This window comes from Cellulosimicrobium sp. NPDC030954 (assembly GCF_055571305.1).
Genome location: NZ_JBVIFN010000001.1, coordinates 654,214 through 672,482 on the forward strand (window position 1 = coordinate 654,214; position 18,269 = coordinate 672,482).

19 protein-coding genes are annotated in these 18,269 nt (G+C 77.1%); 14 read left to right on the forward strand and 5 right to left on the reverse strand.

Translation table 11 applies throughout. The features are described 5' to 3' along the window. The first annotated feature begins 6 nt into the window (after positions 1–6). The 5 genes from ACZ402_RS02680 (at position 7) to ccsB (ending at position 5,254) form a co-directional block, all read left to right on the forward strand. A complete protein-coding gene (locus ACZ402_RS02680) occupies positions 7–678 on the forward strand; it encodes a histidine phosphatase family protein (protein ID WP_253055050.1) in 672 nt (223 codons plus the stop codon). 127 nt (positions 679–805) lie between these two features. Further along, a complete protein-coding gene (locus tag ACZ402_RS02685; protein ID WP_375822345.1) occupies positions 806–1,438 on the forward strand; it encodes a TlpA family protein disulfide reductase in 633 nt (210 codons plus the stop codon). A 110-nt stretch (positions 1,439–1,548) separates the two neighbouring features. Further along, on the forward strand, positions 1,549–2,304 hold the full coding sequence (locus ACZ402_RS02690; protein WP_375822746.1) for a cytochrome c biogenesis CcdA family protein: 756 nt from the start codon (positions 1,549–1,551) through the stop codon (positions 2,302–2,304). A 1-nt stretch (position 2,305) separates the two neighbouring features. Next, positions 2,306–4,198, forward strand: coding sequence for a cytochrome c biogenesis protein ResB (resB, locus tag ACZ402_RS02695; protein WP_375822344.1), 1,893 nt, complete (start codon positions 2,306–2,308; stop codon positions 4,196–4,198). A gap of 3 nt (positions 4,199–4,201) precedes the next feature. After that, positions 4,202–5,254, forward strand: coding sequence for a c-type cytochrome biogenesis protein CcsB (gene ccsB, locus ACZ402_RS02700; protein WP_375822343.1), 1,053 nt, complete (start codon positions 4,202–4,204; stop codon positions 5,252–5,254). Between the two features lie 31 nt (positions 5,255–5,285). Here the strand turns inward: ccsB and ACZ402_RS02705 are convergent, their stop codons facing one another. Continuing rightward, on the reverse strand, positions 5,286–5,756 hold the full coding sequence (locus tag ACZ402_RS02705) for a PLD nuclease N-terminal domain-containing protein (RefSeq protein ID WP_375822342.1): 471 nt from the start codon (positions 5,754–5,756) through the stop codon (positions 5,286–5,288). A 31-nt stretch (positions 5,757–5,787) separates the two neighbouring features. On the opposite strand from ACZ402_RS02705, the gene ACZ402_RS02710 reads away from it, so the two are divergent. Continuing rightward, positions 5,788–6,126 (forward strand): DUF4229 domain-containing protein, encoded by a 339-nt coding sequence (locus tag ACZ402_RS02710; protein WP_375822341.1) that lies wholly within the window; start codon positions 5,788–5,790, stop codon positions 6,124–6,126. Between the two features lie 27 nt (positions 6,127–6,153). On the opposite strand, the gene ACZ402_RS02715 is transcribed toward ACZ402_RS02710, so the two are convergent. Both ACZ402_RS02715 and ACZ402_RS02720 read right to left on the reverse strand, forming a co-directional pair. Then, positions 6,154–7,023 (reverse strand): 1,4-dihydroxy-2-naphthoate polyprenyltransferase, encoded by an 870-nt coding sequence (locus tag ACZ402_RS02715; protein WP_375822340.1) that lies wholly within the window; start codon positions 7,021–7,023, stop codon positions 6,154–6,156. 53 nt (positions 7,024–7,076) lie between these two features. Further along, positions 7,077–8,339, reverse strand: coding sequence for an AMP-binding protein (locus ACZ402_RS02720; protein ID WP_375822339.1), 1,263 nt, complete (start codon positions 8,337–8,339; stop codon positions 7,077–7,079). A 98-nt stretch (positions 8,340–8,437) separates the two neighbouring features. On the opposite strand from ACZ402_RS02720, the gene ACZ402_RS02725 reads away from it, so the two are divergent. Next, positions 8,438–9,514, forward strand: a complete 1,077-nt coding sequence (locus ACZ402_RS02725) for a DUF3048 domain-containing protein (RefSeq protein ID WP_375822338.1) — start codon at positions 8,438–8,440, stop codon at positions 9,512–9,514. Between the two features lie 138 nt (positions 9,515–9,652). After that, positions 9,653–9,907 carry a hypothetical protein gene (locus ACZ402_RS02730; RefSeq protein ID WP_375822337.1) on the forward strand — a complete coding sequence of 85 codons (255 nt, stop codon included), beginning with the start codon at positions 9,653–9,655 and terminating at the stop codon, positions 9,905–9,907. A gap of 8 nt (positions 9,908–9,915) precedes the next feature. Here ACZ402_RS02730 and ACZ402_RS02735 read toward each other — a convergent pair whose 3' ends face one another. Both ACZ402_RS02735 and ACZ402_RS02740 read right to left on the reverse strand, forming a co-directional pair. Further along, entirely contained in the window at positions 9,916–10,935 is a 1,020-nt protein-coding gene (locus ACZ402_RS02735) for a 1,4-dihydroxy-2-naphthoyl-CoA synthase (protein ID WP_375822336.1), read from the reverse strand. A 5-nt stretch (positions 10,936–10,940) separates the two neighbouring features. After that, entirely contained in the window at positions 10,941–11,954 is a 1,014-nt protein-coding gene (locus ACZ402_RS02740) for an EamA family transporter (RefSeq protein WP_375822335.1), read from the reverse strand. 67 nt (positions 11,955–12,021) lie between these two features. Between ACZ402_RS02740 and pdxR the strand changes: the two genes are divergently transcribed. The 6 genes from pdxR to menD all read left to right on the forward strand — a co-directional run bounded on the left by pdxR (position 12,022) and on the right by menD (position 18,238). Next, on the forward strand, positions 12,022–13,512 hold the full coding sequence (gene pdxR, locus ACZ402_RS02745) for a MocR-like pyridoxine biosynthesis transcription factor PdxR (RefSeq protein WP_375822334.1): 1,491 nt from the start codon (positions 12,022–12,024) through the stop codon (positions 13,510–13,512). A gap of 62 nt (positions 13,513–13,574) precedes the next feature. Next, the gene (locus tag ACZ402_RS02750; RefSeq protein WP_375822333.1) at positions 13,575–13,898 is read left to right on the forward strand and encodes a DMT family transporter; all 324 of its coding nucleotides are present in this window, start codon (positions 13,575–13,577) and stop codon (positions 13,896–13,898) included. Between the two features lie 5 nt (positions 13,899–13,903). Beyond that, on the forward strand, positions 13,904–14,509 hold the full coding sequence (locus tag ACZ402_RS02755; RefSeq protein WP_375822332.1) for a TetR/AcrR family transcriptional regulator: 606 nt from the start codon (positions 13,904–13,906) through the stop codon (positions 14,507–14,509). A gap of 59 nt (positions 14,510–14,568) precedes the next feature. Beyond that, positions 14,569–15,285, forward strand: coding sequence for a DUF1345 domain-containing protein (locus ACZ402_RS02760; RefSeq protein ID WP_375822331.1), 717 nt, complete (start codon positions 14,569–14,571; stop codon positions 15,283–15,285). 56 nt (positions 15,286–15,341) lie between these two features. Beyond that, a complete protein-coding gene (locus ACZ402_RS02765; RefSeq protein ID WP_375822330.1) occupies positions 15,342–16,346 on the forward strand; it encodes an o-succinylbenzoate synthase in 1,005 nt (334 codons plus the stop codon). 5 nt (positions 16,347–16,351) lie between these two features. Next, positions 16,352–18,238: a 2-succinyl-5-enolpyruvyl-6-hydroxy-3-cyclohexene-1-carboxylic-acid synthase gene (gene menD / locus ACZ402_RS02770; RefSeq protein ID WP_375822329.1), complete on the forward strand. Its 1,887-nt coding sequence runs from the start codon at positions 16,352–16,354 to the stop codon at positions 18,236–18,238. Positions 18,239–18,269 lie beyond the last annotated feature (31 nt).

An 18,269-nucleotide genomic window follows, 5' to 3' on the forward strand; every position in this document is an offset into this window, starting at 1 on the left:
GTGCGCATGGTCTCCACCATCGTCCACCTCCTGCGCCACGGCGAGGTCCACAACCCCGACGGCGTCCTGTACGGCCGCATCCCCGGCTACCACCTCTCCGAGCGGGGCCACGAGATGGCCCGCCGCGTCGCCGCGCACCTCGCGGGCGAGCCCGGGCCCGACGGCGCGTCGCGCCCGCGCGCGGACCTCGCCGTCGTCGTCGCGTCGCCGCTCCAGCGCGCCCAGGAGACGGCCACGCCCGCCGCCGAGGCGTTCGGGCTCGAGCTCGGCACCGACGACCGGCTCATCGAGGCCGCGAACCACTTCGAGGGCATGACCTTCGGCGTCGGGGACGGGTCGCTGCGCCACCCGCAGCACTGGCGCTTCCTGTGGAACCCGTTCCGTCCGTCGTGGGGCGAGCCGTACACCGAGCAGGTCGCGCGCATGCGCGCCGCGGTCGCCGACGCCCGGGACAAGGCCGCGGGCCACGAGGCCCTCCTCGTGAGCCACCAGCTCCCCGTGTGGCTCACGCGCCTGAGCTTCGAGAACCGCCGCCTGTGGCACGACCCGCGCAAGCGGCAGTGCTCGCTCGCGTCGCTCACGTCGCTGCACTTCGAGGACGACCGCCTCGTCGGCCTGCACTACTCCGAGCCGGTCGCCGACCTCCTCCCGGGCGCCGCGACCGTCGCGGGGGCGTGACGTCGGTCATGTCCCGCCCCGTCGGCGCCGTCCGGACGCCCGAACCGTCCCGTTCGGGAGTGGCGGAGGTCACGTCTCCCAGGTGGCGTCCAGGATCCCCGGGCAGGGTGCCTCCCGTGATGCCGCTGTGACCGCCAGCTCGCGCGCGCGTGCCGCGCGCGCCCTCCCGCCCCTCCGCCGCGCGCTCACGGCGGGCGTCGTGCTCGCCGCGACGCTCGGCCTCGCGGCCTGCGCCCAGGAGTCCGGGGCGACGACCGACGTCGTCGGGCAGGGCTACGTCTCCGGCGACGGCTCGGTCCGCACCTGGGACGCGGGCGAGCGGGGCGACGTCGTCGCCCTCACCGGCACCGACTACGAGGGCGAGCCGGTCGACACGAGCGCCTGGCTGGGCGACGTCGTCGTGCTCAACACCTGGTACGCGGCGTGCGCGCCGTGCCGGGCGGAGGCGCCCGACCTCGTGGCCCTGGCGAACGACCGCGCCGACGACGGCGTGCAGGTGCTCGGCATCAACACGACCGACGAGGCGGGCGCCGCGCAGGCGTTCCAGCGCCGGTTCGAGGTGCCGTACCCGTCGATCGACGACCGCAGCGGGGAGGTCGTCGCGGCGCTCTCCGGCACCGTCCCGCTCCAGGCCGTGCCGTCGACGGTCGTGCTCGACCGCGACGGCCGCGTCGCGGCGCGCGTCATCGGGCTCGCCGAGGGCTCGACCCTGAACGCGCTCGTCGACGACGTGCTCGCCGAGGACGAGGCGGCCGGCTGACCGTGGTCACCCTCGCCTCCCTCGCCGCCACCGTCCCGGCCGCCGCGCTCCCCGCCGCCGCCGCGACGAGCGTCGGCGACACGTTCGCCGCGACGGTCTGGAGCGGTTCCATGCTCCTCGCGGTCCCGGTGGCGATCCTGGCGGGGCTGGTCTCCTTCGCGTCGCCGTGCGTGCTGCCGCTCGTGCCCGGGTACGTCGGCTACGTCTCCGGCATGGCCGCGGCGAACGCCGGGAGCGGGCGCGGCGCGTCCGGGGGCACGGCGACGGCCACCCGGGTCGCCGCGCCGAGCCGCGGGCGCGTGCTCGCTGGCGTCGGGCTCTTCGTCGCCGGGTTCACCCTGGTCTTCGTCGCGCTCATGGTCGCGGCCGGCGCGATCGGTGTGCACCTGGTCCGCTGGGAGGACGTCATCACGCGCGTCCTCGGCGTGGTCGTCATCCTCATGGGGCTCGCCTTCATGGGCGCGGTCCCGTTCCTCCAGCGCGAGCGGCGCCTGCACCTGAGCCCCCAGGCCGGGCTGTGGGGAGCACCGCTGCTCGGCATCGTGTTCGGGCTCGGCTGGACGCCGTGCCTCGGTCCGACGCTCGTCGCCGTGCAGTCGCTGTCGCTGAACGAGGCCTCCGCGGGGCGCGGTGCGATCCTCGGGGTCGCCTACTGCCTCGGGCTCGGCGTGCCGTTCCTGCTCATCGCGCTCGGGCTCCAGAGCTCGCAGCGCATGCTCGGCTTCCTGCGGCGGCACCGCCTCGCGATCATGCGGATCGGCGGCGGGCTGCTCGTGCTCATCGGCCTCGCGCTGGTCACGGGCCTGTGGACGACGTGGACGTCGACCATGCAGGGCTGGATCGACGGCTACGTGACGGTGGTGTGAGATGACCGAGCGGACCACCGGCCAGGCCGAGCGATCAGACGAGCGTCCGACGACGCCGACGGGCTACCGCCCCGAGGGCATCGACGACGCGTTCTCCGCGGGCGACGGCCCGGGTGACCGGACGCCGTCGGGTGGCGGGGGCGGCGCGGGAGGCGACGGCGGCCCGGCGCTCCCGAGGCTCGGGTGGCGCGGCACGCTGCGCTGGACGTGGCGCCAGCTCACGAGCATGCGCGTCGCGCTCATGCTCCTCATGCTGCTCGCGGTCGCGGCGGTGCCGGGCTCCGTCCTGCCGCAGCGCCCCCAGGACCCGGCGGCCGTCCTGCGGTACCTCCAGGAGAACCCGACGACGGGGGAGTGGCTCGACCGGCTCGGGTTCTTCGACGTCTACGCGTCGGTGTGGTTCTCGGCCATCTACATCCTGCTGTTCGTCTCGCTCGTCGGCTGCATCCTGCCGCGCACCAGGGCGCACTGGCAGGCGCTGCGCACACGCCCCCCGCGCACGCCGCGGCGCTTCGACCGCTTCCCCGCGCAGGCGCGCGCCGTCACCGACGCGTCGCCGGACGACGTCGTCGCGGCCGCGAGCACCCACCTGCGTGGCCCGCTGCGCCTGCTGCCCACGTTCCGCGTCGACACGGGTGCCGAGGAGGCCGCCCCGGCGCGGGGTCGCGCCGCCGCGCGTCCCGCGGCGCGCACGGTGTCCGCGGAGCGCGGCTACGTCCGCGAGACGGGCAACCTGCTCTTCCACCTCTCGCTCGTCGGCCTCCTGGTCGCCGTCGCGACCGGCCAGCTCCTGCACTACCGCGGCCAGGCGATCGTCACCGAGGGACGCGGGTTCGCGAACGCGGTCGTCGACTACGACACGTTCGAGAACGGCGCGTGGTTCCGGCCGTCGTCGCTCGTCCCGTTCTCGATGACCCTCGACGCGTTCGAGTCGGAGTTCGCCCAGGACTCCGTCGCGTTCGCGCAGTCGCGCGACTTCACCGCGACGGTCACCGTGCGCGACCCCGACGGCGAGTCCCACGAGGAGACCATCAAGGTCAACCACCCGCTCACCGCGGGCGGCGCCAAGATCTACCTCCAGGGCAACGGGTTCGCGCCCGAGGTCACGGTGCACGACGCCGACGGCGAGGTCGCGTTCTCCGGCCGCGTGCCGTTCCTGCCCGAGGACACGATGTACACCTCGCGCGGCGTCATCAAGGTGCCCGACGTGTCGTCCGGCCTCGACCAGGTCGGGCTCGTCGGGTACTTCCTGCCGACGGCCCAGCTCAGCGAGGACGGCAAGACCGCCGAGTCGGTGTACCCGCAGCCGATCAACCCGCTGCTCGTGCTCGAGGTCTACCGGGGCGACCTCGGCCTCGACGAGGGCCTGCCGCAGAACGTCTACCGCCTCGACACGGACGACCTCACGCCGTCGGTCGACGAGGACGGCGAGCGCGTGAAGCTGCTCGTCGCCCCGGGCGAGACGGTCGACCTGCCCGACGGCCTCGGCACGATCACGTTCGACTCGCTGCCGCGCTACGTCGCCCTCGACCTGCGGCACGACCCGTCGCTCACGTGGGTGCTCGTGTTCTCGCTCGGCGCGCTCGCGGGCCTCGCCGTCTCGCTGTTCACCCCGCGCCGCCGCGTGTGGGTGCGCGCCTGGCGCGAGGAGGTTCCCGGCGCGGGCGACGACGCCCCGCGCAGGCGCACCGTCGTCGCCGTCGCAGGCCTCGCTCGCGGGGACGACGCGGGGCTCCAGGGCGAGGTGGACTCGCTTCTCGCCGCGCTCCCGGGCGTGGCACCATCGGGTGAGGGTGACCTCACCTCGTCGCCGGGACGCGCACCGGCCGACCGCACCCGCTCCACCGCGCGTCCCGCACAGGACCCGACCGCGCGACCGCGCACGAAAGGCTGACCGATGACCGTAGCCGAGCTGAGCCAGGACCTCGTCTGGGCCGCGGCGACCGCGCTGACCGTGGCGCTCGTGGCGTTCGCGATCGACCTCGCGCGCCTCGCCGGACGCGTGGACGCCGAGCAGACGACCGTGCGCGCCGGCGAGCGGGCCGACGCCCGGGTGCAGGACGCCGACCGTGCCGAGGTGCTCGCGGGCGCGGGCGCGTCGTCCGCCTCGCCGTACGGCCCGGACGCGTCCGGCACCGCCGACGACGCGTCGGCCGACGCGGTCGCGGCTCCCGCGCCGTCGCGCAAGGCGGCGAACATCGGGATCTCGCTGACGTGGCTCGGGACGGCGCTGCTGCTCGTCGCGATCGTCACGCGCGGGATCGCCGCCGGTCGCACGCCGTGGGCCAACATGTACGAGTTCACGCTCGTCGGCGCGTTCGTCGCGCTCGCGGTGTTCCTGGCCGTGTCGGTCAAGCGGGACGTGCGCTTCCTCGGGTCGTTCGTCACCGGCCTCGCGGTGCTCTTCCTCGTGCTCGCGCAGAACGCGTTCTTCGTCGCCGCGACCGGCGTGCAGCCCGCGCTCCAGTCCTACTGGCTGGTGATCCACGTCGGCGTCGCGATCATCGCGACGGGCATCTTCACCGTCGCGTTCGTCACGTCGGTGCTCCAGCTGCTGCGCGACTCGCGCGACGCCGGGAACGCGTTCCTCGGCGCCCGGGGCTGGCGCTGGCTCGACTCGACGCCCGGCCCGCTGCAGCTCGAGGCGCTGAGCTTCCGCCTCAACGCGGTGGCGTTCGTGCTGTGGACGTTCACCATCATCGGCGGCGCGATCTGGGCCGAGCACGCCTGGGGCCGGTACTGGGGCTGGGACCCCAAGGAGGTCTGGAGCTTCGTCGTCTGGATCGTGTACGCGGCGTACCTGCACGCACGCACGACCCGCGGCTGGTCCGGGCGCCGGGCGGCGTACTTCGTGATCGTCGGCTACGCGTGCGTGCTCTTCAACTTCACCGGCGTGAACCTGCTGTTCAACGGCAAGCACTCGTACTCGGGCCTCAACCCGAGCGACTGACCCGAGCCTACGCCGAGCGTGAGCGGAGGGGTCAGCGGGCGGCGTCGTCGCCGTCGTCGGACCCGTTGCTCGCCCCGGGGCGCGGGGCGTCGCCGTCGTCCTCGGTCCGTCCGTCCTCGGGCGTGTCCCGGCCGGCGGGAGGAGCGTCGTCCGCTGCGGGCGAGGGCGCCACGTCGCGGGCCTGGCGGCGCTGCTGCTGCTCGAGCCGCCAGAGGAACTCGGGGTCGTCGTCGGGCGCGAGCGGCGTGTTGCGGCGCCGGCGCGTGCCGCCGTTCGACGAGCCGCCCGACGGGCGGCCGGCCGCGTACCGCGAGCCCGAGCGCCCCGCGGAGCGCTTGACGAGGATCCAGGCGATCGGACCGAGGAACGGCAGCAGGATGATGAGGACGATCCACAGGCCCTTGGGGATGCCGCCGCGCTCCTCCTCGTCGCTCGAGGCGAGGTCGACGAGCGCGTAGACCGCGAGGCCGACGGCGATGAGGGGGAGCAGCACGCGAAGCATGGCTCCAGCCTACGGGCCGTACCCTGGACTCGTGCCTGTCGTGATCTACTCCGTCCTGCGTCTGCTGCTCTTCGCCGCCGCGCTGGGCGTCCTCTGGTTCGCCGGTCTCCGGGGCTGGCTGCTCGTCCTCGTCGCCGCGGTCGTCGCGCTCATGCTGTCCTACCTGACGCTCCGCAAGCCCCGTGAGGCGGCGTCGCGCTACCTCGCCGAGCGGGCCGAGCACCGTGCCCGGACGGGTGAGCGGTTCTCGCGCGAGATCGAGGACGACGCCGCGGCCGAGGACGCGGCGCTCGACGCGCAGGAGGACGCGGCCTCGACCGACGCGGACGCGACGCCGACCGAGCAGCCCGGGGCGCCGTCGGCCCGCTGAGCCCTCCGGCACAGGTCCGGACGGCGCTCAGAGCGCGAGCCCGACCCCCAGGAGCACGCCGTACGCGAGCTCGAACAGCCCGGTCCCGGCGAGCACCGGCACGAGGAGCGGCCCGCGTGCGCCCGCGATCACCGGGACCGTGAGCAGCACCGCGGGCAGCAGGAGCAGCAGGACGGCGAGCGACCAGGGCGCCGCGAACGCGCACACGACCGCCAGCAGCAGCGGGACCCAGATCATCGCGACGTAGGCCCGGCGGGCGCGGAAGTCGCCGAGCCGCACCGCAAGGGTCCGCTTGCCCGCGACGACGTCGGTGGGGATGTCCCGGATGTTGTTCACCATGAGGATCGCGCACGCGAGCAGGCCCACCGCGACCGCGCCGACGGCCGACGGCCACGTCACGACGCCCGCCTGCGTGTACGTGGTGCCGAGCGTGGCCACGAGCCCGAAGAAGACGAACACCCCGACCTCGCCGAGCCCGCGGTAGCCGTAGGGGTTGCGCCCGCCCGTGTAGTACCAGCCCGCGAGGATCGCGAGCGCGCCCACGGCGACCAGCCACCAGTGGCCGGTGACCGCACAGAGCACGAGCCCGAGCACGGCCGCGACGCCGAACGCGCCGAACGCCGCGGCGCGCACCTGGCCCGGCCGTGCGGCGCCGGTCGCGGTGAGGCGCATCGGGCCGACGCGGTCGAGGTCGGTGCCCCGGACGCCGTCGGAGTAGTCGTTGGCGTAGTTCACGCCCACCTGGAGCGCGAGCGCGACGCCGAGGGCCAGCAGCGCGGGCCAGAAGGCGAAGCCGTCCACCTGGGCCGCGGCGCCGGACCCGACGATGACGGGCGTGGCGGCGGCGGGGAGGGTGCGCGGGCGCGCGCCCGCGACCCACTCGGTGGTGCTGGCCATGGTGCTCCGTCTCGGTCGTGCGGGTCGTGCAGGGGGGTGGGACCTCGTGCGGCTCAGCCGGGGGAGACCTGGAGGTGCCCGACGGCGAGCCGCGCCACCGCGGCGCGGTCCACCTTGCCGGGCCCGCGGCGCGGGAGCTCCGCGACGACGAGCACGCGACGCGGTGCGGCCGCGCGCTCCAGCCTATCCGCGACGTGGTCCCGGACGGCGGCGACGAGCGCGGCCGGGGCGTCCGCGACCGCGTCCCCGGCGACGTGCCCGGGGCCGAGGGGCGTCGTCCGGGAGGTCGTGACGACCGCGACGACCTCCTGCCCCCACTCCGGGTGCGGCACGCCGACGACGCACGCCTCGCCCACGCCGTCGACCTCGCCGACGAGGGCCTCGACCGCGGCCGGAGCGACGTTGACGCCGCCCGAGACGACGACGTCGTCCGCCCGGCCGAGCACGGTGAGCGTCCGGCCGTCCGGCGGCCCGTCGAGCCGGCCGAGGTCGCTGGTGCGGAACCAGCGCGTGCCGTCGTCGTCGGTCCGGAACGCGTGCCCGGTCGCGTCGGGGTCACCGAGGTAGCCGTCCGCGAGGACGGGCCCGGCGAGCTCGACGACGCCCGCGGTCCCTCCCGGGGCGTCCGTCCCCTCCTGCGGCGCGCCGAGCCGCACGCGCACCCCCGCGAGCGGGACGCCGTCGTACACGCACCCGCCGCTCGTCTCCGTCATGCCGTAGGTCGTGACGACGCGCGCGCCCGCCGCCCGCGCGCGGCGCAGCAGGGCGGGAGGCGTCGCGGCACCGCCCAGCAGGACCGCGTCGAGGGCGCAGAGCGCGTCGAGGCCCGCCGTGCCGCCGTCGGCGCCCGCGTCCGCCGCGGCGAGGAGGCGGTGGAGCTGCGTGGGGACGAGCGACGCGTACCGCCGCTCGGCGGGCGGCGTGCGGCCGACGAGCGCCGCGAAGCCGGCGGGGGTGAAGGGCTCGTCCGGCGGCGCGACCGTGAGTCCCCGCCCGGCCGCGTGCGCGCGGGCGACGACCTGCACGCCCGCCACGTGCGTCGGGGGGAGCGCGAGGAGCCAGTGACCCGGGCCGCCCAGCCGGTCGTGCGTCGCGGCGCCCGAGGCCCGCAGCGCGGCCGCGGACAGCACGACCTCGCGCGGCTCGCCCGTCGAGCCCGACGTGCGCAGGACGAGCGCGGCGCCCGGCGGCACGTCGGCGCGCCCGGCCCGGGAGAGCGGCTCGACGGGCGCCACCGGGGCGCCCTCGCCGTCCAGGGCGGCGCCGACCGCCGCGACCAGGGCGTCGAGATCGGCGGGGACGACGGCGCGGTTCACCGGATCAGCGTAGGCCGGGCCGTAGGGTGGCCGGGAAACGCACGTCCGTCGCAGGGGCTGCCCCAGGACCGGGTCCTGGGCCGACGGGAAGGTCGAGGATGACGAGGACGGGACGAGGGTCCGGCGCGCTCCGGGCGGGGCTGGTCGCCGCGCTCGCCGCGGCGACGGTCCTGCTCGCGGGGTGCGGCGGCGAGCCGGCCGCGCCCACCACGGAGACGGTCGACGCGGACGTCTCCGCGGACAAGGGCACGCCGCCGGAGCCGGACGTGCCGCTGGTGTGGCCGCTCACCGGGGTCGCGGCCGAGGAGGTCGCCGACCGGCCGGCGCTCGCGGTGAAGATCGAGAACGCGCCGCAGGCGCGCCCGCAGACGGGCCTCGAGCAGGCCGACGTCGTGTGGGAGGAGGTCGTCGAGGGCGGTATCACGCGCTTCGTCGCCGTCTACCACTCGCAGGTCCCCGAGACCGTGGGGCCCGTCCGGTCCGTCCGGCCCATGGACCCGGCGATCGTCGGGCCGCTGCACGGGATCCTCGCGTACACCGGCGGCCAGGATCCCTTCGTCGACGCCGTCGGCGCGGCGGGCACCCAGTCGGTCGTGATGGACCACGGCGACGACGGGTTCACCACGACCCGGGCGCGCCGCGCGCCGCACAACGTGTACGGCAGCCCGGAGGCGTTCTGGGCCCAGGCCGACGGCGACCGCACGTCGCCCCCGCCCGCCCAGCTCGCCTTCGCCCGGGAGCCGGGGACCGCGACGGCCACCGTGGGGGGCGCGCCCGCGACGCGGCTCGACGTCCGGCTCACGCACGCGAGCCGCGCCGTGTGGGAGTGGAGCGCCGACGAGGGCCGGTACGTGCGCAGCGAGGGCGACACGCCCGCCGTGTCGTCGGACGAGGTGCGGCTCGCGGCCACGAACGTCGTCCTGCTCGCGGCGACGATGGAGAACACCTCGTTCAAGGACCCCGCGGGGGTGCCCGTCCCGGAGACGAAGCTCGTCGGGACCGGCGAGGGCGTCGTCGCGAGCGGTGGCAAGCAGGTGGCGGTGTCGTGGTCCAAGGAAGCCGTCGACGCCCCGCTCGTGCTCACCGGGGCGGACGGCGCGCCCGTCGAGCTCGAGCCCGGGGCGTCGTGGATCGAGCTCGTGCCGATCGGGTCGGGGAGCTGGGAGATCTCCTGACGGCCCCCTCGTCCGGTGGCGGACTCCCGGGTCCTCCCCACGGCGTACGACCGCTCCGCCCCGAGGGGGACCGCCGGCCACGCAGGTCGAGCCGCGGGGCCGACGCGCCGACGGGGTCCCGGGCGGCACCGTGGAGTCATGGCAACCGTCGTCCCGCACCCCGTCCACCCGTCCCAGCCCGGCACCCCCGGTGAGGGCGCCCCGCGCTCGACCGAGGGCCGGCTCCCGCCGTCCTACGCGCCGCGCACGCCGCGCGACGACGAGCCCGGCGTCGCCCGCTCGGCCGCGCCCGTCGCGATCTCGGTGGGGCTCCTGTTCGGCCTCGCCGTCGCCGCGGCGTTCGTCGGCCGCGGCCTCATCGAGATGCTGACGAGCTTCGTCGGCGGCTCCTGACCCGCAGGTCAGAACGCGTAGCCGAACCGGCCCCAGTCCGGGTCGCGGCGTTCGAGGAACGCGTCGCGGCCCTCCACGGCCTCGTCCGTGAGGTACGCCAGCCGCGTCGCCTCGCCCGCGAAGACCTGCTGGCCCATGAGCCCGTCGTCCGCGAGGTTGAACGCGAACTTGAGCATCCGGACCGCCTGCGGCGACTTCGTCGCGATCACCCGCGCGTACTCGATCGCGAGCGCCTCCAGGTCGGCGTGGTCCGCGACCTCGTTGACCGCGCCCCACTCGTACGCGTCCTGCGCCGAGTACTCCCGCGCGAGGAAGAAGATCTCCCGCGCCCGCTTCTGCCCCACCTGCCGCGCCAGGTACGCCGAGCCGTAGCCCCCGTCGAACGAGCCGACGTTCGCGTCGGTCTGCTTGAACCGCGCGTGCTCGCGGCTCGCGATCGACAGGTCCGCGACGACGTGCAGCGAGTGCCCGCCGCCGGCCGCCCACCCGTTGACGACCGCGACCACGACCTTGGGCATCGTCCGGATCAGCCGCTGCACCTCGAGGATGTGCAGGCGCCCCGCACGCCCCGGGTCGACGGCGTCGCGCGTGTGCACCTCGCCGCCGCCGTCGGGCGCGGTCGTGTACTGGTAGCCGGAGCGTCCGCGGATCCGCTGGTCGCCGCCCGAGCAGAACGCCCACCCGCCGTCCTTGGGCGAGGGCCCGTTGCCCGTGAGGAGCACGGTCCCGACGTCGGACGTCATGCGCGCGTGGTCGAGCACGCGGTACAGCTCGTCCACGGTGTGGGGGCGGAACGCGTTGCGCACCTCGGGCCGGTCGAACGCGACGCGCACGACGGGCAGGTCGCGCACGACGGCGCCGTCCACGTCGCGCTCCACGCCCCGGTGGTAGGTGACGTCGGTCAGCTCCTCGAACCCGGCGACGTCGCGCCAGGCGCTCGGGTCGAACGTCTCGGACACCTGGCGCGGGAGCGCGTGCGGGCGGGGGGCGTCGGCGGGGGTGGCGGGGGCGGGGTCGGTGCTGCTCACGACCGTCACGGTAGCCGCTGCGGGGCGAGACCCGCGCTCGGTGCGGGGGCCGGCCCCTCGACGCGGCGTGCGGGCGCCGGCACGTCGGGGCGCCGCGACGTCGTCGCGAGGCCGAGGACGAGTCCCGCCCCGACGACGAGGGTCCCGACGAGGGAGCGGGCGTCGAGCGCCTCGAACCCGAGGGCGACGGAGGCCCCGAGCGCCGCGACGGGCAGGAGACCCGCGAACAGCCCGGCCCGCGCGGGGCCGATCGCGGCGAGCCCGGAGTACCAGAGCAGGAACGCCACGGCCGTGACGACGACGGCGAGGTACGCGAGCGCGGCGAGCTCGGCCGCGTCGGGCACGACGAGGAACGGCTGCCCCGTGACCTGCTGCCGGACGAGGCCGAGCAGCGCGAGCTGCGGGACGGCCAGGACGCACGCGTACGCGGAGACGCGCAGCGCACCGAGCGTCGGCAGGAGCGGCACGGCGAGCAGCGAGAAGCACACCTCGCACGCGAGCGCGCCGAGCGCGAGCGCGACGCCGACGGGGTCGCCGGCGCCGCCGCCCTCCACGACCACGACGCCGGCCGTCACCACGGCCGCCGCCGCGAGGGTCCGGACCGCGACGCGGCGCGCCCGCAGCGCGGCCGCCGCCGCGAGCACGACCGGCGAGGCACCGACGACCGCCCCGACGAGGGACGGGTCCGCGCGGCCCGCGCTCTCGACGACGAGGACGCTGAACCCCACGAGCCCGGTCGCGGCGAGCGCGAGGAGGCGCAGCAGCGCGCGCGGCGACGGCAGGACCCACGGCACGCGGCGCGCGGCGAGGACGGCGAGCAGGACGAGCGCCGCGACGGCGTAGCGCGCGGCCTGCCCGCCGAGCACCGGGAAGTCGGCGAGGGCGGCGGACGCGACGAACGACGAGCCGACGATCACCATGCCGGCGGCGCACCGGACGTCGCCCGACCGCGCGGTTCCGGGGCGGTCGGGTGCGCGGTCGGACGGAACGCCGCGGGGAGAGCGAGGAGCGAGGGTCATGCGTCGACGGTAGGGACGAGCCTGGACCAGGGTGCAGGTCCAGATCGTGCCTGGTTCACTGGGCCAGATGACGACCCGGACCGAGCCCGACGCGCTGCTGCTCCTCCTCGGGCCGCGCCCGGGTCGTGACGTCGGCCGCTGGCTGCAGGCCGGCCTGCGCGCGGCCGTGGCGGACGGGCGCCTCGAGGCGGGCGCCGTGCTCCCGTCGAGCCGCGACGCGGCGGCGGCGCTCGGCGTCTCGCGCGGCACGGTGACCACCGCCGTCGACGTGCTCGTCGGGGAGGGGCTGCTCGTGGCCCGGCCCCGGTCGGGGGTGGTCGTCGCGGCGCTGCCCGCGCCGCCGTCGGGCCGTGCGGGGACCGTGGCGCCCCGCACGGGCGGTGCGGCGCCCGGCACCTGGCCCGACACCGAGCCCGGCTCGGGGCCCCGCCCGGCGCCGGGGGCGCGGCCGGTGAGCGTCGGCACGCCCGACCCCGCGCTCTTCCCCCGCGCCGCGTGGGCGCGCGCCGTGCGCGACGGGGTGCGGGGACTGGCCGACGCGGACCTGGGCTACCCGGACCCGCAGGGGCTGCCGGCGCTGCGCGAGGCGCTCGCGGTCCACCTGCGCCGCGCGCGGGGGGCCCACGTCGCGGCGGAGGACGTGGTGGTGGTGAGCGGGGTCGCGCAGGCGCTCTCCCTCCTCGCCCGGCTGCTGACGGCAGGCCGGGTCGCGGGCGCACGACCCGCGGGGCCCGTGCGCGTGGCGGTCGAGGACCCGTCGTCGCGCGGGGCGCTCGAGCTGCTGCGCGACGCCGGCCTGCAGACCGTCGGCGTGCCCGTGGACGTCGAGGGCCTGCGCGCGGACCTGCTGCCCGACGACGCCCGCGCCGTCCTCGTGACGCCCGCCCACCAGTTCCCGCGCGGGGTCGTGCTCGGTCCCGCGCGACGGCGCGCCCTGCTCGCCTGGGCCGCGGCGGGCGACCGCCTCGTCCTCGAGGACGACTACGACGCCGAGCTGCGCTACGACCGGGAGCCGGTCGCCTCGGTGCAGGCCCTGGACCCGGAGCGCGTCGTGCTGCTCGGCTCCGTGTCGAAGCTGCTCTCGCCCGCGCTGCGGCTCGGCTGGGTCGTGGTGCCGCCGCGCGTCGTCGGGCCCCTGGTGGAGGCGAAGCGGCACGCGGACCTCGGGACGTCCGTGCCCGAGCAGGCGGCGCTCGCGGCGCTGCTCGGGTCGGGTGCCTACCAGCGCCACCTGCGCCGGGCCCGGCTCGTGTACCAGCGGCGGCGGCGCCTGCTGCTCGACGCGCTCGCGCGCGCCCTGCCGGGGGTCGAGGTGGGCGGGGTCGCCGCCGGGCTGCACCTCGTCGTCCCGCTCCCGGGCCCGGCCGCCGAGCGCGCCGCGGTCGCCGGGCTGCTGGCGGCGGGGGTGCCCGCCGAGCCGCTGAGCGGGACGGGGGTGGACCGCCACGAGCCGGGGGTGGTGGTCGGCACCGCGCGCGTGCGCGACGGCGACGTCGAGCGCGTGGTCCGCGTGCTGCGGGCGGCGTCCTTGACCGGCTCCGAGAAACTGGTACGTTAGTACCAGTTCTGCGCACGACGGCGGGCCTGCCACCCGGTGCGCCGACCCGAGGGAGTCTCCCCATGGCATGGATCGTCCTCATCCTCTCCGGCATGCTCGAGGCCGGCTGGGCTCTCAGCCTCAAGGCGTCGCACGGCTTCACGAAGCTGTGGCCGAGCGTCGGGTTCGTCGGCATGCTCGTCCTGAGCATGGTCGGCCTGAGCATCGCCCTGAAGTCCCTGCCCGTCGGCGTGGCCTACGGTGTCTGGGTGGGGATCGGCGCGTCGCTCACCGCCGTCCTCGCCGTCGTCCTGTTCGACGAGCCCGTGACGGTCCTCAAGGTGATCTCCCTCGTGCTGATCGTCGCCGGCGTCGTCGGGCTCAACCTCTCCGGGGGAGGGCACTGACACCGATGCCGACCGAGACCGTCGACCCGCGGCCCGCGCCGCGCCGCCAGGCGCGCGGCGTGGCGCGCCGCGACGCGATCGTGCGCGCCGCCGTGGACCTCATCCTCCAGGAGGGGCCCGCCGCGGTGACCCACCGGGCCGTCGCGTCCCGGGCCGACGTCCCGCTCGCCGCCACGACCTACTACTTCACCGGCCTCGACGACCTCATCGGCGCGGCCGGCGAGGTCGTCGTCGCCGGGTGGGCGGACCACGCGCGCGGCGCCGCCGAGCGGGCCGCGCGGGGCGGGGACCACGCGCGCCAGGACGCGCACGTGCTCGTCGACGCCGTGCTGCCTCCCGGCGGCGAGAGCGAGCTGCGCGGCTTCTACGAGCACCTCGTCGGCGCGGGCCGCTACCCGGCGCTCGCGCGCGCGTACGGCGAGGGCCGCCAGGGGCTCGACGACGCCGTCGGCCAGCTCCTCGCGGTGCGCGGCCTCGCGTCCGTGCCGCCCGGGCTGCTCGTCGCCGTGGTGGACGGGGCCGCCGTGAGCGCGCTCAGCGAGGGCCGGGACGTGCGCGAGCTCGCCGTGCAGCTCGTCGGCGACCTCGTCGGCCGGGCGCGCGCCGCCTGACGACCGCGCGGGGGACGGCGCGGGCACCACGCCGGACCGCCGGGATAGCCTCGCGGCCCATGAGCACCCGACCGTCGCCCGCCCGACCCGCGCTGCGCGACCGCCTGGTCCCGGAGAGCGTCCGCTCGCTCACCTCGACCGGCGTCGCCCTCGTGCTGGGACCCCTCGCCGCCGTCCTCGCGGCGCGCCCGCTCGGGCTCGACGACGACACCGCGCCCGTCGCGGCCGGCCTCCTCGTGTGGGTCCTGCTGTCGGGCCTGTACTGCGCGCTCACGTGCGTGGCGTTCGCCGGGCGCCGCGGGCCCGCGCTCGAGCGGGCGCTCGTCGCCGCGCACCCCGAGGGCCGGGGCCGGGCGCGCACGTGGCTCCTCGGCGGGGGGTCCGCGGCGTGGTCGGTCCAGTTCGCGCTCATGGCACTCCTCGTCGGCTTCGTGCTCGCGCAGGGGGTCGCGTGGGCCGCCGTCCCCGCGATCACGGTGCTGGGCGTCGCGGTGATCGTCGTCTCGTGGGTGACGGTCCTCGTCTCCTACTCCGTGCACTACGCCCGGCGCGACGTCGCCGCGGGCGACGACGGGTTCGCCTTTCCCGGGCGGGGGCCGCGCGCCTTCGCCGACTACGTCTACCTCGCCGCGGGCGTGAGCACGACGTTCTCCACCGCCGACGTGACCGTGCTCGACACCGCCACGCGCCGGATGGTCACGACCCACGCCGTCGTGGCGTTCGCGTTCAACGCGGTGATCGTGGCGCTCGTCGTCGTGGTGCTCGTCAACGCGTGAGCGGGGACCCGGCGCCGGGCGGCGTGCGGCCGCCCGCGGTGGCCTAGCCTGGAGGCGTGCCCGACCGCCTCGAGACCGTCGTCTACCGCACCCCCCTGACCACGCGGTTCCGCGGGCTCGACGTCCGCGACGGCGTGCTGCTGCGCGGGGAGGCCGGGTGGGGCGAGTTCTCGCCGTTCTGGGACTACGACGACGCCGAGTCGTCCGCCTGGCTCCGGGCCGCCCGCGAGGCGGCCGACGAGGGCTGGCCCGCCGCCGTCCGCGACCGCGTGCCCGTCAACGTCACCGTCCCCGCCGTCGGGCCCGACCGTGCCCGCGCGCTCGTCGCCGCGTCCGGCGGGTGCCGCACCGCCAAGGTCAAGGTCGCCCAGCGCGGACCCGACGGGACGCTCGAGCCCGTGGCCGCGGAGGTCGCGCGCCTCGAGGCCGTGCGCGACGCCCTCGGGCCGGGCGGGCACGTCCGGGTCGACGCCAACGGTGGGTGGGACGCCGACGAGGCCCTGCGGCGCCTGCCGCTCCTCGACCGCGCCGCGGGCGGGCTCGAGTACGTCGAGCAGCCGTGCGCGGACGTCGCGGGGCTGGCGGCCGTCCGGCGCGGGCAGCCGGGCGACACGGCCGTGCCCGTGGCCGCGGACGAGTCGGTCCGCCGCGCCGAGGACCCGCTCGCCGTGGTGCGGGCCGACGCCGCGGACGTCGTCGTCCTCAAGGTCCAGCCCCTCGGCGGCGTGCGCGCGTGCCTCGAGCTCGCCGAGCAGGTCGGGCTCCCCGTCGTCGTGTCGTCCGCGCTCGAGTCGTCCGTGGGCATCGCCGCGGGCGTCGCGCTCGCCGCCGCGCTCCCGGAGCTCCCGTACGCGTGCGGGCTCGCGACCGTGAACCTCTTCGCGGCCGACGTCGTCGACCACCCGCTCGTCCCCGTCGACGGCGCCCTGCCCGTGACCCGCCCGGTCCCCGCCCAGGCGGCGCTCGCGGCGACCGCGCCCGACCCGGACACCGAGCGGCGCTGGCGCGAACGCCTCGACCGGGTCGCCGCCCGGCTCGCGACCGCGGGCGGTGCACGGTGAACCCGGTGCACCCGCTCGACGACGACGCGACGCCCGTCGACCCGCTCCTGCACGGCCTCGACGAGCAGCCGCCCGCGGTCCGCAGCGCGTTCGCGCTCGTCCACCGGCTGCTGCACGAGGGCGTCGCGGACGTCGTCCTCGCGCCGGGCTCCCGCAGCGCCCCGCTCGCGTACGCGCTCGCGGCCGCCTCCGACGCGGGCCTGCTCACGCTGCACGTGCGCGTCGACGAGCGCGCGGCCGGCTTCCTCGCGCTCGGCCTGTCGCGCGGCGCCGGGCCGCTCGTGCGCGGCGGCGTCGAGCTGCCCCGCCCGGTCGCCGTCGTCACGACGTCGGGGACGGCCGTCGCGAACCTGCACCCCGCGGTGCTCGAGGCGCACCACACGGGCGTCCCGCTCGTGCTCCTCACCGCGGACCGCCCCCACGAGCTGCGCGGCACGGGCGCGAACCAGACGACGCACCAGGCCGGGATCTTCGGCCCGGCCGTGCGGTTCGCCGCGGACGTCCCGGCGCCCGACGGCCGCCCCGGGGAGGTGCGCGACCTCCTCGCCGTCGTGACGCGCGCGCTCGGGGAGGCCACCGGCACCCGGCGGGGGCACCCCGGACCCGTGCACCTCGACCTCGCGTACCGCGAGCCGCTCGTCCCGGTCGTCGTCCCCGTCGTCGGAGCCGTCGCCGGACCGGGCGTCGGGCCGGGCGCCGGCGCGCTCGCGCTGCCCGGCGCCGACCCCCTGGGCGCGGTCGCGCCCGCCGCGGTGCTCCCCGGCCGCACCGTCGTCGAGGCCTCCGTGCCCGCGCCCGGCGCGCGCACCGTGGTCGTGGCCGGCGACGGCGCGGGTCGGGCCGCCCGCGACCTCGCCGAGGCGCACGGCTGGCCGCTGCTCGCCGAACCCTCGTCGGGGGCGGCCGGAGGCCCGAACCACGTCGTCGCGCACGCTCTCGTGCTCGGCGTCGACGCGCTGGTGGCCGACGTCGAGCACGTCGTCGTGCTCGGCCGGCCGACGCTCTCGCGTCCCGTGCAGCGCCTGCTCGGGCGGTGGGACGTCACGGTGAGCGTCGTCGCGCCCGGCGCCGGCCCGTGGCCCGACGCCGCGCGCAACGCCTCGACCGTGCTGCCGGCCGTCCCCGCGGCCTGGCTCGACCCGCGCCCCGACGACCGCGCGGCCGCGACGAGCGACCCCTCGGCCGGTTCCGGGTGGCTCTCCCGCTGGCGCGCGGCCTCCGCCGCCGCGGGCGCGGTGGTCGCCGCCGCGAGCGACGGCTCGCGGGCCGACGGCCCGAGCGTGGCGCGCGCCGTGGTGGGCGCGTGCGGTCCGGACGACCTGCTCGTCGTCGGGTCGTCCAACCCCGTGCGCGACCTGGCCCTCGTGCTCGGCCTCGACGCCGACGCGCCGCGCGTCCTGGCGAACCGCGGCCTCGCCGGGATCGACGGCACCGTGTCCACCGCGCTCGGCGCGGCGGTCGCCACGGCCCGCCCGCACCGGCGCACGCGCGCGCTGCTCGGCGACCTCACGTTCCTCCACGACGCCGGCGGCCTGCTGCGCGGTCCGCACGAGCCGCACGTCGACCTGCAGCTCGTCGTGGTGAACGACGACGGCGGCTCGATCTTCGCCGGGCTCGAGCCGGGCGCGCTGGGGGAGACGTCGGAGGCGGCGGGCCGCACGTTCGAGCGCGTCTTCGCGACCCCGCACGGGGCCAACCTGGCCCAGCTCTGCGCGGGCTACGGCGTGGACCACCAGCTCGTGCAGGACGTCCCGTCGCTGCGGCACGCGCTGGCCGCGCCGAGCCACGGCGTCCAGGTCCTCGAGGTGCGCGTACCCCGCGCGGACCGGCGCGAGGCGGGGCAGCGCCTCGCCGGGAGCGTCCACGAGGCGGTGCGCGCGGCGCTCGCCTGAACTCGCAGCAAACTCCCAGGCTCGTTCAAGC

Coding starts and splice junctions, on each gene's coding strand:
- ACZ402_RS02680 (WP_253055050.1), top strand. CDS start 7: ATGGTCTCCACCATCGTCCACCTCCTGCGCCACGGCGAGGTCCACAAC.
- ACZ402_RS02690 (WP_375822746.1), top strand. CDS start 1,549: ATGCTCCTCGCGGTCCCGGTGGCGATCCTGGCGGGGCTGGTCTCCTTC.
- resB (WP_375822344.1), top strand. CDS start 2,306: ATGACCGAGCGGACCACCGGCCAGGCCGAGCGATCAGACGAGCGTCCG.
- ccsB (WP_375822343.1), top strand. CDS start 4,202: ATGACCGTAGCCGAGCTGAGCCAGGACCTCGTCTGGGCCGCGGCGACC.
- ACZ402_RS02705 (WP_375822342.1), bottom strand. CDS start 5,756: ATGCTTCGCGTGCTGCTCCCCCTCATCGCCGTCGGCCTCGCGGTCTAC.
- ACZ402_RS02715 (WP_375822340.1), bottom strand. CDS start 7,023: ATGGCCAGCACCACCGAGTGGGTCGCGGGCGCGCGCCCGCGCACCCTC.
- ACZ402_RS02725 (WP_375822338.1), top strand. CDS start 8,438: ATGACGAGGACGGGACGAGGGTCCGGCGCGCTCCGGGCGGGGCTGGTC.
- ACZ402_RS02730 (WP_375822337.1), top strand. CDS start 9,653: ATGGCAACCGTCGTCCCGCACCCCGTCCACCCGTCCCAGCCCGGCACC.
- ACZ402_RS02740 (WP_375822335.1), bottom strand. CDS start 11,954: ATGACCCTCGCTCCTCGCTCTCCCCGCGGCGTTCCGTCCGACCGCGCA.
- pdxR (WP_375822334.1), top strand. CDS start 12,022: ATGACGACCCGGACCGAGCCCGACGCGCTGCTGCTCCTCCTCGGGCCG.
- ACZ402_RS02750 (WP_375822333.1), top strand. CDS start 13,575: ATGGCATGGATCGTCCTCATCCTCTCCGGCATGCTCGAGGCCGGCTGG.
- ACZ402_RS02755 (WP_375822332.1), top strand. CDS start 13,904: ATGCCGACCGAGACCGTCGACCCGCGGCCCGCGCCGCGCCGCCAGGCG.
- ACZ402_RS02760 (WP_375822331.1), top strand. CDS start 14,569: ATGAGCACCCGACCGTCGCCCGCCCGACCCGCGCTGCGCGACCGCCTG.